The 14,439-nt window shown below is 66.8% G+C and carries 15 protein-coding genes and 1 tRNA gene; 8 read left to right on the forward strand and 8 right to left on the reverse strand.

Annotated features, from left to right (window positions below; translation table 11 throughout):
- Window positions 1–119: 119 nt before the first annotated feature.
- Together ACM26W_RS09280 and ACM26W_RS09285 are read right to left on the reverse strand one after the other, a co-directional pair.
- Complete coding sequence (locus ACM26W_RS09280; protein WP_416140544.1) at window positions 120–1,835, reverse strand: AMP-binding protein; 1,716 nt, start codon at window positions 1,833–1,835, stop codon at window positions 120–122.
- 69 nt (window positions 1,836–1,904) lie between these two features.
- The gene (locus ACM26W_RS09285; protein ID WP_416140545.1) at window positions 1,905–2,354 is read right to left on the reverse strand and encodes a MerR family transcriptional regulator; all 450 of its coding nucleotides are present in this window, start codon (window positions 2,352–2,354) and stop codon (window positions 1,905–1,907) included.
- Between the two features lie 251 nt (window positions 2,355–2,605).
- Between ACM26W_RS09285 and ACM26W_RS09290 the strand changes: the two genes are divergently transcribed.
- The 6 genes from ACM26W_RS09290 to ACM26W_RS09315 all read left to right on the forward strand — a co-directional run bounded on the left by ACM26W_RS09290 (window position 2,606) and on the right by ACM26W_RS09315 (window position 8,390).
- Window positions 2,606–3,772: an acyl-CoA dehydrogenase family protein gene (locus tag ACM26W_RS09290; RefSeq protein WP_416140546.1), complete on the forward strand. Its 1,167-nt coding sequence runs from the start codon at window positions 2,606–2,608 to the stop codon at window positions 3,770–3,772.
- Window positions 3,773–3,816: 44 nt separating this feature from the next.
- On the forward strand, window positions 3,817–4,971 hold the full coding sequence (locus ACM26W_RS09295; protein ID WP_416140547.1) for an enoyl-CoA hydratase/isomerase family protein: 1,155 nt from the start codon (window positions 3,817–3,819) through the stop codon (window positions 4,969–4,971).
- A gap of 46 nt (window positions 4,972–5,017) precedes the next feature.
- Window positions 5,018–5,914, forward strand: coding sequence for a 3-hydroxyisobutyrate dehydrogenase (mmsB, locus tag ACM26W_RS09300; protein WP_416140548.1), 897 nt, complete (start codon window positions 5,018–5,020; stop codon window positions 5,912–5,914).
- A 71-nt stretch (window positions 5,915–5,985) separates the two neighbouring features.
- Entirely contained in the window at window positions 5,986–6,453 is a 468-nt protein-coding gene (locus ACM26W_RS09305; protein WP_416140549.1) for a hypothetical protein, read from the forward strand.
- Between the two features lie 57 nt (window positions 6,454–6,510).
- Window positions 6,511–6,966: a TerB family tellurite resistance protein gene (locus ACM26W_RS09310; RefSeq protein WP_416140550.1), complete on the forward strand. Its 456-nt coding sequence runs from the start codon at window positions 6,511–6,513 to the stop codon at window positions 6,964–6,966.
- A gap of 182 nt (window positions 6,967–7,148) precedes the next feature.
- A complete protein-coding gene (locus ACM26W_RS09315; protein WP_416140551.1) occupies window positions 7,149–8,390 on the forward strand; it encodes an NAD(P)/FAD-dependent oxidoreductase in 1,242 nt (413 codons plus the stop codon).
- A gap of 103 nt (window positions 8,391–8,493) precedes the next feature.
- On the opposite strand, the gene ACM26W_RS09320 is transcribed toward ACM26W_RS09315, so the two are convergent.
- Together ACM26W_RS09320 and ACM26W_RS09325 are read right to left on the reverse strand one after the other, a co-directional pair.
- On the reverse strand, window positions 8,494–8,928 hold the full coding sequence (locus ACM26W_RS09320) for a hypothetical protein (RefSeq protein ID WP_416140552.1): 435 nt from the start codon (window positions 8,926–8,928) through the stop codon (window positions 8,494–8,496).
- A gap of 41 nt (window positions 8,929–8,969) precedes the next feature.
- Window positions 8,970–9,860 carry a DMT family transporter gene (locus tag ACM26W_RS09325; protein WP_416140553.1) on the reverse strand — a complete coding sequence of 297 codons (891 nt, stop codon included), beginning with the start codon at window positions 9,858–9,860 and terminating at the stop codon, window positions 8,970–8,972.
- 137 nt (window positions 9,861–9,997) lie between these two features.
- Here ACM26W_RS09325 and pyrC point away from each other — a divergent pair, with 137 nt between their 5' ends.
- Window positions 9,998–11,035, forward strand: a complete 1,038-nt coding sequence (gene pyrC / locus ACM26W_RS09330) for a dihydroorotase (protein ID WP_416140554.1) — start codon at window positions 9,998–10,000, stop codon at window positions 11,033–11,035.
- A gap of 9 nt (window positions 11,036–11,044) precedes the next feature.
- Here pyrC and ACM26W_RS09335 read toward each other — a convergent pair whose 3' ends face one another.
- From ACM26W_RS09335 to folD, 4 genes are read right to left on the reverse strand one after another with little or no spacing between them, the layout of a single operon-like run.
- Window positions 11,045–11,992 (reverse strand): alpha/beta hydrolase fold domain-containing protein, encoded by a 948-nt coding sequence (locus tag ACM26W_RS09335; RefSeq protein WP_416140555.1) that lies wholly within the window; start codon window positions 11,990–11,992, stop codon window positions 11,045–11,047.
- Window positions 11,970–12,716: a 5'-methylthioadenosine/S-adenosylhomocysteine nucleosidase gene (gene mtnN, locus ACM26W_RS09340; protein ID WP_416140556.1), complete on the reverse strand. Its 747-nt coding sequence runs from the start codon at window positions 12,714–12,716 to the stop codon at window positions 11,970–11,972. Before mtnN ends, ACM26W_RS09335 begins: the two co-directional genes overlap by 23 nt.
- Complete coding sequence (locus ACM26W_RS09345; protein ID WP_416140557.1) at window positions 12,713–13,180, reverse strand: S-ribosylhomocysteine lyase; 468 nt, start codon at window positions 13,178–13,180, stop codon at window positions 12,713–12,715. Before ACM26W_RS09345 ends, mtnN begins: the two co-directional genes overlap by 4 nt.
- 55 nt (window positions 13,181–13,235) lie before the next feature.
- Entirely contained in the window at window positions 13,236–14,093 is an 858-nt protein-coding gene (gene folD / locus ACM26W_RS09350) for a bifunctional methylenetetrahydrofolate dehydrogenase/methenyltetrahydrofolate cyclohydrolase FolD (protein WP_416140558.1), read from the reverse strand.
- Between the two features lie 215 nt (window positions 14,094–14,308).
- Between folD and ACM26W_RS09355 the strand changes: the two genes are divergently transcribed.
- A tRNA-Pro gene (locus ACM26W_RS09355) sits at window positions 14,309–14,385 on the forward strand.
- Window positions 14,386–14,439 lie beyond the last annotated feature (54 nt).

The raw sequence follows: 14,439 nt of genomic DNA on the forward strand, positions 1-14,439 counted from the left end.
GATAGCCGCGGCCGGTAGCCGTCCCGGGACGAGAAACCCCGCGGCCCGGGGCCGCAGGGTTGGGGCTCGCAAGCCCTCGAGGGATGCCTGTCCTCGCGCCACTCGCCTGCTGCTGAGGTTTATTCCAGCCCCAGCTCGTGGGTGGCTTCCTCGCGCATTTTGAACTTCTGGATCTTGCCGGTGACGGTCATCGGGAACTCGTCGACGAACTTCACGTAGCGGGGGATCTTGTAGTGGGCGATCTTGCCCTTGCAGAATTCCTTGAGCTCATCGGCGGTCAACTGCTGGCCGTCGGCCAGCTTGACCCAGGCCATCACCTCCTCGCCGTATTTCTCGTCGGGTACGCCGATCACCTGGACGTCGGAGATGGCGGGGTGGGTATAGAGAAAGTCCTCGATCTCGCGCGGGTAGATGTTCTCGCCGCCGCGGATGATCATGTCCTTGATCCGCCCCACGATCGCCACGTAGCCCTCGTCGTCCATGGTGGCCAGGTCACCGGTATGCATCCATCCGGCGCTGTCGATGGCCTTGGCGGTCGCCTCTTCGTTGTTCCAGTAGCCGAGCATCACGCTGTAGCCGCGGGTACACAGCTCGCCGGTCTCGCCGCGGGCCACCGCGGCGCCGGTCTCCGGACTCACCAGCTTCACCTCGAGGTGTGGGTGAATGGTGCCGACCGTCGTGACGCGCTTCTCCAGCGGGGCGTCGGTCTGGGTCTGGAAGCTCACCGGGCTGGTCTCCGTCATGCCGTAGCAGATGGTGACGTCCTTCATGTTCATGCGCTCGATCACCTTGCGCATCACCTCGATGGGGCAGATGGAACCCGCCATGATGCCGGTGCGCAGGGAGGAGAGATCGAAGCGCTCGAACTCCGGGTGCTCCAGTTCGGCGATGAACATGGTGGGCACGCCGTAGAGGGTGGTGGCTTTCTCCTCGGAGACGGCACGCAGGGTTGCCTCCGGGTCGAAGCCGTCGCCCGGGTAGATCATGGTGGCGCCGTGGGTCACGCAGCCCAGGTTGCCCATCACCATCCCGAAGCAGTGGTAGAGCGGCACCGGGATCACCATGCGGTCCTCCTCGGTGAGCGCCATGGTGCGCGCCACGAAGAAGCCGTTGTTGAGGATATTGTGGTGCGACAGGGTCGCGCCCTTGGGGGCGCCGGTGGTACCCGAGGTGTATTGGATGTTGATCGCGTCGTCGAACTGCAGGGTGGCCTGCACCTCGGCCAGGAGCTCGGCGGAGACCTCGTTGGCGTGGGCCAGCATCGACTGCCAGCTGAACATGCCGGTCAGCGCGCGATCGGCGTCCAGGCAAACTACCCGCTCTAGCTCCGGCAGCTTGGCGCTCCTGAAGGTGCCGGGGCCGCCGTCGCGCAGCTCCGGGGCCCTCTCTTCCTGGAGCTCCGGGACCAGCTCTGCCAGGGTGGCCACGTAGTCGGAGCCCTTGAACCTGCCCTGCAGGATCAACGTGGAGGCGGCGGACTGCTTGAGGGCGTACTCCAGTTCGTGGGTACGGTAGCTGGGATTGATGTTGACCAGGATGGCGCCGATCTTCGCCGTGGCGAACTGGGTGATGGTCCACTCGGCGCAGTTGGGCGACCAGATGCCGACGCGGTCACCTTTCTTGACGCCCAGGGCAAGCAGGGCGCGGGCGGCCTGGTCGACGGCGGCCTGAAGTTCTTGCCAGGTGTAGCGCAGGTCCTGGTGGAGGCTGATCAGGGCATCGCGATCCGGGAAGCGAGCCACAGTCTCATCGAAGCAGTCGCCGATGGTCTGGCCCTTGAGGGGGGTGTCGCTGATGCCGCTGACGTAGCTGATCGGAGTATGTTGGCGTGTCATCGTCTACCGTCTCTTTGTTGTTGCTGGGTGTGCAGTGGGCAACACGATCATGACCCTGGTCGTGGCGGCTCAGTGCGTCGGGGGCTCGGCGCCGAGGCCGGACAGCACCTCCCGGGCACGGCTCTCCACATCGTCGAGCTCCTTGTGCATCAGCCGGATGTCCTCCAGCTGGCGCTCCAGATTGGCGCGCTTGTCGGCCAGGATCTCCAGAAGACGCTGCAGCTGGCGGGCGTTGCCGTCGGGCATGGCGTCATACATCATCACCACCTCGCGGATCTCGGCCAGCGAGAAGCCCAGGCGCTTGCCGCGCAGGGTCAGCTTGAGCCGCACCCGGTCTTTCTCGCGATAGATGCGCGTCTGGCCGCGTCGTTCGGGGGCCAGCAACCCCTCCTGCTCGTAGAAACGAATGGTGCGCGGCGTCACCTCGAACATCTTGGCCAGTTCCCCGATGCTGAAGGTGCGTCGTTGGCGGGGCAGGCCGCCGGGCTGTGCCGCGTCGCTCGCTGTGCGCTGAGTCATGAGCGTCTTCCTTAATTTGATGGCGGGGCGAGGCGCAGCCCGCCCGCCTGATGGCAACACTAGCCGAGGTTTACGTTAACGTAAAGTGCTTGTTCGACCATGGGGTGATGTGGGATAAACCTAGCAAGTGCTAGGTTGGTGTCAGGGCCGTGGGTCGGGTGAGCCTCGAGCGGGCCAGACACCAGCCAACATCTGAATTCAGTCAATCAGCCAACAATAATGCAATCGACACGCGAGACGAGGATACCACCATGGACTTCTCCCTGAGCGAGGACCAGAAGGCGCTGGTCCAGGCCGCCGCCGACTTCTCGAAGGCCGAGCTGGCCGACCACGCCGCCGAGTGGGACGCCACGTCCCACTTCCCCCTCGATGTCATCCGTCGCGCCGGCGAGACCGGCTTTCTTGGCATCTATACTCCCGAGGAGCACGGCGGGCTGGGGCTGTCACGCCTCGACGCCTCGCTGATCTTCGAGCAGCTCGCCCAGGGCTGCGTGGCCACCACCGCCTACCTCACCATCCACAACATGGTGACCTGGATGATCGCCAGCTGGGGCGACGACGCCCTGCGCGAGACCTGGGTGCCCGCCATGGTGGCCGGCGAGGCGCTGGGCTCCTACTGCCTCACCGAGCCGGGTGCCGGCTCCGATGCCGCCAATCTTCGTACCAGGGCCGTTCGTGACGGTGATGATTATGTGATCAGCGGCTCGAAGATGTTTATCTCCGGCGCCGGCGCCACCGAGGTGCTGGTGGTGATGGCACGCACCGGCGAGCCCGACAGCGGCGCCGGCGGGGTCTCGGCCATCGTGGTGCCGGCCGACGCCGCGGGCGTCGAGTACGGCAAGAACGAAGAGAAGATGGGCTGGAAGAGCCAGCCGACCCGCCTGGTAAGTTTCGACGCCGTGCGCGTGCCGGTCACCAACCGCCTGGGCGCGGAGGGCGAGGGCTTCAGGTTCGCCATGAAGGGCCTCGACGGCGGCCGTCTCAATATCGCCAGCTGTTCACTCGGGGCTGCCCAGCACGCCCTGACCCTGGCCCGCGACTACATGGCCGAGCGCAAGCAGTTCGGGCGTGAGCTCAACCAGTTCCAGGCGCTGCAGTTCAAGCTTGCCGACATGGCCACCGAGCTCACGGCGGCCCGGCTGATGGTGCGCCAGGCCGCCTGGCGCCTGGACCAGAACGACGCCGAGGCCACCGCCCACTGCGCCATGGCCAAGCGCTTCGCCACCGATGTGGGCTTCAACGTCTGCAACGAGGCCCTGCAGCTGTATGGCGGCTATGGTTATATCCGCGAGTACCCCCTGGAGCGGCTGGTGCGCGACACCCGAGTCCACCAGATCCTGGAGGGCACCAACGAGATCATGCGTCTGATCGTGGCGCGCCGGCTGATGGCGGATGGCATGATCGAGTCGCTGCAGTAATCCACGCTGCAATCATAGACCCAAGGACGCGGAGACCCCTTTTCATGTCGGATCTTGCCGTACTCTTCGACGAGCTGCCCACCCGCGATGGTGGGCGCATCGGTGTGGCGACCCTCAACGCCCCGAAGTCGCTCAACGCCCTCTCCCTGGAGATGGTGCACCAGCTGGAGGCCAAGCTGGAGGCCTGGGCGGTCGATCGCAGTATCGTGGCCGTGTGGCTCGAGGGCAGCGGCGACAAGGCCTTCTGTGCCGGCGGCGATGTGGTCGCCCTCTACCGCTCGCTGACCGAGGAGGGCGACAATCGCGGCGCCGGCCGCGACAGCCTGCTGGCCGAGACCTACTTCACTGCCGAGTACCACCTCGACCATCGCATTCACACCTACCCCAAGCCGCTGCTGGTGTGGGGTGACGGTATCGTCATGGGGGGCGGCCTCGGGCTGATGGCCGGTGGCTTCCAGCGCATCGCCACCGAGGCCACCCGCATCGCCATGCCGGAGATCACCATTGGCCTCTACCCGGACATCGGCGCCAGCTGGTTCCTCAACCGCATGCCGCCCGGGGTGGGCGCCTACCTGGGCCTGACCGGCGCCCAGCTCAACGCCCGCGACGCCCTGGACCTCGGTATGGCCGACCGCCTGATTCCTCGCGAGCGCCGCGCCCTGGTGTTAAGCGCCCTGGCCGAGGCGGATTACGGTGATCGCAGCGGCGCCGCCTTGCGCGGCGCCGTGCAGCAGGCACTGGACCTCCACGAGGACCGCACCGCCGCCCCGGCAGGGCAGGTGATGCCGAGAATCGATCATATCCAGGCCCTGGCAGGCGCCGTGGATGCCGCCACCGCGGTGAGGCGAATTCTCGCCGATGACCGCGACGACAAATGGCTGGTTGCCAACCGAGCGCGTCTCGCCGACGGCTGCCCGCTCAGCGCGCAGCTGGTCTGGCGCATGCTGGCTCGCCATGCCCACACCAGCCTGGCCGATGCCTTCCGCGACGAGCTGGTGCTCTCGGTGCAGTGCTGCCGCCAGGGCGATTTCGTCGAAGGCGTGCGTGCGTTGCTGATCGACAAGGACAAGGCCCCGCGCTGGAGCCACCCGGATGCCGACAGCGTGCCGGAGGAGATGATCCAGGCGCTGTTTACCTCGCCCTGGGACAGCGAATCACACCCGCTGCGCGACCTCGGCCTGGGCCACCGGATCGGGTAATCCTGCTTGACCCCAACAAGATGCCAACAATCACAAGGAGCCACTCATGAATATCGCTTTTATCGGCCTTGGCAACATGGGCGCGCCCATGGCCAGCAACCTGGTCAAGGCCGGCCATAGCGTCACCGTCTTCGATCTGGTGGAGAGCGCCATCCAGGCCCTCGAGAGCGAGGGGGCCAAGCGTGGCGAGAGCGCCGAAGCCGCCGCAAAGGGTGCCGAGGTGATCATCTCCATGCTGCCCGCCGGTGCCCACGTCAAGGGGCTCTACCTGGGCCGCAACGGTGAGCCCGGGCTGCTCGATACGCTGGATGGCAAGCCGCTGCTGATCGACGCCTCGACCATCTCCCCGGAGGACGCCCGCAGCGTGGCCGCCGCCGCCGCCGAGCGTGGGATCAGCTATCTGGATGCCCCGGTCTCGGGCGGGGTGGGGGGCGCCAAGGCCGGCATCCTGACCTTCATCGTCGGCGGCGAGGTGGCCGGCTTCGACAAGGCCAAGCCCGTCCTCGAGGCCATGGGCAAGAACATCTTCCATGCCGGTGACAACGGCGCGGGGCAGGTGGCCAAGATCTGCAACAACATGCTGCTCGGCATCCTGATGAGCGGCACCGCCGAGGCCCTGGCGCTGGGCGTCAAGAACGGCATGGACCCGGCGGTGCTCTCCGAGATCATGAAGCAGAGCAGCGGCGGCAACTGGGCGCTCAACGTCTACAACCCCTGGCCCGGCGTGATGGAAGGCTCCGCCGCTTCCCGTGACTACCAGGGCGGCTTCCTCACCGACCTGATGGCCAAGGACCTGGGCCTGGCCTGGGAGCTGGCGCTGGGCTCGAAGTCCACGGTGCCCATGGGTTCCCAGGCCCGCAACCTCTTCGCCCTGCACAGCGCTCAAGGCAACGGCAAGCTGGACTTCTCCAGCATCCAGACCCTCTACCGCGCCGGGGAGTAACCCCCGCTCCTCGCTCGCCGCTGCTGGTGTGGCACAATAACCGGCCAGCATGGCAACGAAGGATTCGCCCGATGGCGTATGTTCTGGTGATGGGCGGCCTGGCGCTGTCGGTGAGTTTCACCCTGGGCTGGGTGCTGTGGCGCGCCGCACGCTGGGCCTGGGAGTTGGTGGCCGGTCCTCCCGCACGGCGGCGGGTACAACCCACCAAGCCGCGCGCACGCAAGGCCCCGGCACCGCGCAAGGTGGCCGCCCAGTCCGCTCCCAAGCCCGCTGCGAAACCAGCCGCCAAGCCGACCCCGCGGGAGCCCTGGGCCCTGACACGGTGGCTGGCGCGCCGGCACTCCGCTCTGCCCCTGGCAAGCCTCGCTCTCATTCTCTACGGCCTGACCCGGGTGGTGGAGTTCGGCATGACCCAGCGTCCCCTGTCTCCTCCCGCCGGCTATCACAGCCTGGTGGATGCCCTTGGCTGGGCAGCGGCTGCGCTGCTGGCCCTGGCGCTGCTGAACCTCATGGCGCGCTGGCGCTGCCGCGAGGGCTGAGCGAACGCCAGGCCGTGTTGCAGGTCATATTGCCAGGCAGAGACGAGGAGGGTGACCGTGCTCACAGGCATTCAGCGTTTTTTCCAGCAGATGCTGGCCGACCCCGAGGCGCAGGATGATGAGAGGCCGACTCTGGAGCTTGCCGCGGCGGCGCTGCTGTGCGAGGTGATGCGCGCCGACTACCAGGAGGACCCTGCCCAACTGGTGGCCCTGCACGAGATGCTGCGTGGCAGTTTCGATCTCGAGGGTGAGGCGGTGGATGAGCTGGTAGCCCTGGCTCGGGAGGAGGTGGAAAGCTCGGTGGATCATTACCAGTTCGTCAGCCTCATCAAGCAGCACTACGACTATCCAAAGCGCTGCGACCTGGTGCGCATGATGTGGGCTCTGGCGCTGGCGGATGGCGAATATCACCACCTGGAGGAACATCGAATCCGCCAGCTCGCCGACCTGCTGCACGTGGGGCATGGCGACTTCATCCGCGCCAAGCTGGAGGCCAAGGCGGCGGACGCTTGAATGCTTCGTCTCCCGACGGAGTCAGTCTTGGAGTAATATCCCAACTTTGAGTTATAAAATAGAAAATGCATCTTTCTTTTGCTCGACATGCCGTTGTTATGCCGAGGCCTGCTAGACTTGATGCCATGAATGCCCTGCCGAGAGGCGGGGCTTTTTCTTTGGCGGATCGGGGGGAGACTTGCATGTCCCGCAACATCATCGTTCTCGGCGCCGGGATTGTCGGCGTCTCGGTTGCCTGGCACCTGGCGCGTCGCGGCCACGCCGTCACGCTGGTGGACCGCCGCGAGCCTGGCCGCGAGACCTCCTTCGGCAACGCCGGCATCATCCAGCGGGAGGCGGTGCGTCCCTACGCCTTCCCTCGAGACCTCGGTACCTTGCTGCGGGTGCTGCCCAACCGCCAGGTGGACATTCGCTATCGTCCGACCGGCATGGTTGGCGCGGCGGGACCGCTGCTGCAGTACTGGATCAACTCGGGCGGGGCGCGTTACGAGCGCATCGTGAACGAGTGGGCCTCGCTGATCATGCGCTGCCAGGACGCCCACGCGCCGATGATCGAGGCCGCCGGCGCGGAGGCGCTGGTGAGCAAGGGCGGCTGGCTGGAGCTCTACCGGACCCGGAAGGCCATGGATGAGCGCCTGAAGGACGCCCGCGAGAATCGCGAGCGTTTCGGAGTAGAGTATGAGGAGCTCGACGCCGAGGGGCTGTATGCCAAGGAGCCGCACCTGGCCAAGGGGCTGGTGGGGGCCATCCACTGGACGCAGCCGTGGATGGTGGCGGATCCGGGTGCTCTGGTGCAGGCCTATGCGAAGAGCTTCGAGGCGCTGGGCGGCCACCTGATGCAGGCCAGCGTCGAGGACGTCAACCAGGTGGGCACCGGATGGCGCGTGATGACCAGCGAGGGCGCCCTGGAAGCAGAGCAGGTGGTGGTGGCCATGGGTCCCTGGACCGGCGAGCTGCTGTCGCGCCTGGGCCTGGATGCGCCGCTGTTCGTGAAGCGTGGCTATCACATGCACTATTCGGCAGAAGAAGGCGCGCAGCTCCATCACTGGGTGATGGATGCCGAGCGGGGCTTCCTGCTCGAGCCGATGCGGGCCGGTATTCGGCTGACCACCGGGGCCGAGCTGGCCGACCTGGACTCGCCGCCCCAGTACAAGCAGCTGGCGGCCGCCGAGAAGGCGGCGCGAAAGCTCTTCCCGCTGGGCAAGCGACGCGACGCCCAGCCGTGGAAGGGTGCCCGCCCCTGCATGCCGGACATGAAGCCGGTGATCGGTCCCGCACCCGGCAAGCCGGGGCTGTGGCTGGCCTTCGGTCATGGCCACCAGGGCTTCACCCTGGGGCCGGCCACCGGCGAGCTGCTCGCCCAGATGATGGACGGAGAGACGCCGGCGGTCGACATGACGCCGTTCCGCCTCGATCGTTTCTGATCGCACTGCCCGAAGAGAGGCCTTGAAGTGAGGCCCCGAAGTTGATGATTGAGTGACAACGGGCGCCTGGCTTCCAGGCGCCCGTTGTCATGTCAGGGGCTCGTTACCCGGCCGTTTCGCCATTGTTGCGGCTGCGTCGCGCCTGGTGGATGGCCAGCTTGATCAACACCGTGACCACGAAGACCAGCCAGCCGGCGGTGGCGAAGACGTTGAACAGCAGCATCTTTTGTTGCCCGCTGAGCGGCGCCAGCAGGTTCTCGATCACGATGCCGAACAGGAAGGCCAGCATCAGCGGGAGGGCCAGGATATGCATCCACATCTCGGTACGCCGCTTGCGAACGTGGTAGCGGCGCAGCAGGACGCGGATGGGACGGTGCACGAAGCTGACCAGTATCAGGGTACCCAGCATCAGCAGTGCGGCAAGGGTGGGTTCGATGCTGCCGATCTGCGCCGTGAGGCTGATCGACCAGAACACCACCAGCCATGACAGCCCTGACAGCACGGTGACCAGGTCGGCATAGTGGCGCACCTTCGGCATGTTCACTTCCCTCTTCGGATCTGCGGGCATGATACGGGAATTCAGCGCCGCGTGAAGAGCCGGCGAACCCAGTACCAGCGATTGATCAGCAGGGCGGTGAAGATCAGTGCGCAGCCGGCCAGCTGCAGCGGCGTCATGGTCTCGCGGTACCAGGCGGCGGCCAGCAGCGCGGTCCAGACCGCCTCCAGCATCAGGATCACCGCGGCATGGCTGGGCGTGGTCAGCCCCTGGGCGTGCACCTGCAGGAAGAAGCGCAGGGTGCTGGCCAGCAGCACGCTGGCGGCCAGCCAACCGAGGGTCACGCCGCCGATCCGCTCCGGCCACGGCTCGATCAGCACCGATACCAGGCCGAGCAGGAGGCCCACCATGGTGAGCTGAATGACCGTCAGCGGCAGGGCTGGCACGCGATGTACTACCCGCGAATTGACGTTGATCAGGATCGAGAAGAGCACCGCCGAGGCGGTGATCAGGGCCTGGCTGGCCTCGATGCGCAGGCCGGCATTGAGCGACAGCAGGGCGAAGCCGAACAGGGCGACCGGTAACGCGATCCAGGTGGTGCGCGGCGGGCGGTCGCCGAACAGCAGGCGAGCCATGATCGGCACCAGCAGGATGCCCAGGCTGTTGATGAAGGCGCTCTCGCCGAGGTGGCTGGAGTGGTAGAGGCCGAGGATCCACAGGGCCAGGGCGGCACTGAACAGCACGCCGACGCCGGCGCCGGCCACGACATCGCCGCGGGACAGCCGGCGCAGGGCGGGCAGGGCGAAGGCGGCCAGGATAAGTCCGGCCAGCAGGAAGCGGGTGCCGATGAACAGCAGCGGTGGCAGGCCCTCCAGGGCCTCCTTGGAGAAGATCCAGCCTGCCGCGGCCAGCATCGTGACCAGCAGCAGTAACAGATCGGCGCGCAGCGGGGCGCGGGTGGTGGCGTTGGGCATGGGCACCTGATGGGGCTGACAGAAGAGGTGGAAATGTTAGCAGACAAAACAACCGGTGTGCTGCCAGGCAGCCCCACGCGGCGGCTTTCGGTATACTGATGCACCTCTTCATTGTTCCCGCCGAGACAGGACCCGCCGTGACTTCACTGACCTTGACCCGCCCCGATGACTGGCACCTGCACCTGCGCGACGACGAGGCCCTGGCCGCCGTGGTGGGCGCTTCCGCCCGCCAGATGGGCCGCGCCATCATCATGCCCAACCTCAATCCGCCGGTCACCACCACCGAGGAGGCCCTGGCCTACCGCGAGCGCATCCTGGCGGCGCTGCCGGAGGGCAGCCAGTTCGAACCGCTGATGACGCTCTACCTCACCGACAATACCCCGGCCGAGGAGATCGAGCGGGCCCATGCCAGCGGCCTGGTGCAAGCCGTAAAGCTCTACCCGGCGGGCGCGACCACCAATTCCGACTCCGGGGTCACCGACCTGGCCCACTGCGATGCCGCCATCGCCGCCCTGGCGAGGCTGGGCATGCCGCTGCTGGTGCACGGCGAAGTGACCGACGCCGAGATCGATATCTTCGACCGCGAGGCGACGTTCATCGAGCGGGTGATGAAGCCGCTGCTGCAGCGTCACCCGTCCCTCAGGGTGGTGTTCGAGCATATCACCACCGCGGATGCCGCCGAATTCGTGAAGGGCACGCCGGCCAACGTGGCGGCAACCATCACCGCCCACCACCTGCTCTACAACCGCAACCATATGCTGGTGGGCGGCATCCGCCCCCACTACTACTGCCTGCCGATCCTCAAGCGCGAGCGCCATCGTCAGGCACTGCTGGCAGCAGCGACCTCCGGCAACCCGAAGTTCTTCCTGGGGACCGACAGTGCGCCCCACGCCCAGGGGGACAAGGAGAGCGCCTGCGGCTGTGCCGGCGCCTACACCGCACCGGCCGCCATCGAGCTCTATGCCGCCGCGTTTGAAGAAGTCGGGGCGCTGGAGCGTCTGGAAGGCTTCGCCAGTCATTACGGCCCGGACTTCTACGGCCTGGCGCGCAACGCCGATACCGTCACCTTGATGCGCGAGCCCTGGCAGCTGCCCGAGTCTCTGCCCTACGCCGGTGGCCAGCGTATTGTGCCCCTGTGCGCCGGTGAGACGCTGGCGTGGAGACTCCAGGCTTAGCGCCTAGCGCTAATGGCCGTTTACCTGCCGGTCCAGGAAGGCGAGGCCGGCATCGATGGCTCGGCCGCGGGTCAGGAAGCTGAGGAAGTGACCGCGGCCGTGCTGGAGGTAGAGCTCGCTCTCGACCCCCTTGGCCTCGAGCTCGGCGCGAAAGTCGGTCGCATGGTCGAGCGGGACCAGGCGGTCCCAGGTGCCGTGGAACAGGAAGAAGGGTGGGGCGGTCGGGTGGACCTGGCGGGCCGGTGAGGCGAGGGCATACTGCTCCGGCTCCTCGGCGCGGGTGCCGCCGAGGAACTCGACCACCAGCCGGCCGTCGGGAAACTTGAACAGATCGCTGGGAATGCCGCCCGCCAGCACGGCGGCGAGCCGGGCGTGGCCGCCACCATGGGGCTCGGCCAGTGGCCCTTCCGCCCCGGCCAGGGCCAGCAGACTGACCAGATGGGCACCCGACGAGAAGCCCACGCCGACGATGCGGTCGGTGTCCACGCGCCACGCCTCGGCGTTGGCGTGGATCCAGGCCATGGCCTCCTGGAGGTCGTGAAGCTGCGCGGGGAAGCGGTGCTCCGGGGCGAAGCGGTGTTCGACATTAACGGTGACATAACCGCGGGCGGCCAGCTGCTCGGCGATGCCGGCCATGTCCGCCGGGCCGCGGTTCTGCCAGCCGCCGCCGTGGACCAGCAGGGCGGCGGGTCGCGGCGCGTCGTTCGCTGACCGAGGCAGCAGCACGTCCGCGCTGAGTGGACTGGGCCAGTCGGGAGGCGTGTAGGTCCGGTCGGTGAGCGCGTCGAAGGCCAGCGCCGGAGCACCGGGCTCGGCAGGCAGCATCGGGGTGAGCCGGTCGCTGAGGTGCGTGGCGCCACAGCCGGCCAGCAGCATGCCGACCAGCAGCAGCGCCGGCACCCACCGGCGCGGCGGCCGATGGGTCAGGCGCGGCTCAGGCCTTCTCGGCCAACGCATCGCTGGTCTGCTCCGTGGGCAGGCTGGCCAGGCGCTTCACCATTGCCTCCACCATATGGGCGGAGTGGGTCGCGGCCTTCACCAGAAACTCCTCGAAGGAGAGGTGGTTGTCGCCGCCGCCGGCAATGTCGGAGAGGGCGCGGATCACCACGAAAGGGCAATCGTAGAGCAGACAGGTCTGGGCGATGGCCGCGGCCTCCATCTCGGCGGCGAGCATGGTGGGGAAGCGTCGGCGGGTCTGCTCCACCAGGTTGGGGCAGGCCATGAAGACGTCGCCGGTGGCGATCAGGCCTTCCACGACATTGACCTCGCCCAGCGACTCCGCGCACTCCCTGGCGATGGCCACCAGGCGCGGGTCGGGCAGGTAGGCGGCAGGCATCTGCGGCACCTGGCCGTGCTCGTAGCCGAATACCACGGCGTCCACGTCGTGATGCCGCACCTCGCTGGAGATCACCAGGTCACCGATCTCGAGGCCCTTGCCGAAGCCCCCGGCGGAGCCGGTGTTGATGACCGCGTCGGGCCTGTAGATATCCAGCAGCAGGGTGGTGCCCACCGCGGCGTTCACCTTGCCGATGCCGGACTGCAGGATCACCACCTCGACCCCGTGCAGCAGGCCGCTGTGGAAGGTGGAGCCCACATGGGTGCGGGTCTCGCGCCCCACCAGCAGCGAAGCCAGTTGCTCCACCTCCTGGACCATGGCGCCGATGATGCCGATGCGTTTCATGCGAATACCCGAGTCCACTCGTTGCGCTTGGCCAGGAAGCCCCGTGCGATCTCCTGGGCGCCTTCGAGGCTGTGGCTGGCCGCCCAGCCGCACTGCATCTCGTTGCAGGCCGGCACCTCGTTGGCCACCAGTACGTCCTCGAGGGTCTTCTCGAGCAGCGTCAGCACGCCTTCGTAGTCGTCGTGGTTGATCATCGCCACGTAGAACCCGGTCTGGCAGCCCATGGGACTGATGTCGACCACCTTGTCGGAGTGATTGCGTGACAGCTCGGCCATCAGGTGCTCCAGGGAGTGCAACGCCGGCATCTCCATGTGCGCCTGATTGGGCTGGCAGATGCGCATGTCGTACTTGTGGATGGTGTCGCCGTTCTCACCTGTCTTGATGTCGGCGAGGCGAACATAGGGAGCCTTCACCTTGGTGTGGTCAAGGTTGAAGCTCTCGACGTTCATCTGCTTGTCGCTCATGGCGAAGTCCTTATGTCGGTTCTGACGCTGTGCCGTTAAAAAAGTGTTTTTCAATCTAGTTGGCGTCGTGCATATCGGCGGCCTGCAAGGTGTTCTCGAGCAGGGTGGCGACGGTCATGGGGCCGACGCCGCCGGGCACCGGTGTGATCCAACTGGCACGGTCGGCGGCGGCGGCAAAGTCGACATCGCCAATCAGGCGGCCATCTTCCAGGCGGTTGATGCCGACGTCGATGACGATGGCCCCTTCCTTGACCCACTCGCCCTTGACCAGCCCCGGCTTGCCCACGGCCACCACCAGCAGGTCGGCGCGGCGCACGTGTTCTTCGAGGTTCCGGGTAAAGCGGTGGCAGACGGTGGTGGTGCAGCCGGCCAGCATCAGCTCCAGCGCCATGGGCCGCCCGACGATGTTGGAGGCCCCGACCACGGTAGCGTCGAGCCCGCGCACACTGAGGTCGGACTGCTCGAGCAGTGTCATCACCCCCTTGGGCGTGCAGGGGCGCAGCATGGGCAGGCGCTGTGCCAGGCGGCCGAGGTTGTAGGGGTGAAAGCCGTCCACGTCCTTGTCGGGGCGGATGCGCTCGAGGATAGGCCGGGCATCGAGGTGGGCGGGTAGCGGCAGCTGGACGAGGATTCCATCCACCGCCGGGTCGGCGTTGAGCCTATCCACCAGGGTCTCGAGCTGCCGCTGAGTGGTTTCGGCGGGCAGCGTATGACTGAAGGATTCGATGCCGGCTTCGACGCAGGCGTTGTGCTTGTTGCGCACATAGACCGCGGAGGCGGCATCCTCGCCCACCAGCACCACGGCGAGCCCCGGCGCGCGGGCCCCGGCGTCGCGGCGTGCCTGAACCTGGCGTGCGACCTGCTGGCGGACTCGGGCGGCTATGGACTTGCCATCGATCAGTTGGGCTGACATCGCGCTTCCTCTGGTGGCTGGATGGATGAGGGCAGGCTCATGGCCGATGGCCGGCCCGCGAGCGAAGGAGGCGTGATTTTCGCATGCCGCGCCGGTGAAACAAAGCACGCTACTGCAATGATGGCGATCCGGGTGCTTGACCGCAGGGGAAAGTCACGTAGAATACGCAGCGCTCGACGAGGCCCTGCGGCGGCGTCAGGTAAGTTCGATCACGGCGGAGTGTAGCGCAGCCTGGTAGCGCGCCTGCTTTGGGAGCAGGATGTCGGGGGTTCGAATCCCTCCACTCCGACCACAACCTGTTGAATGATCTGCAAAAAATGGGATCCGTGGGTTGCGGTTGATCAGC

This window comes from Halomonas sp. HK25 (genome assembly GCF_047795635.1).
GTDB lineage: Bacteria > Pseudomonadota > Gammaproteobacteria > Pseudomonadales > Halomonadaceae > Halomonas.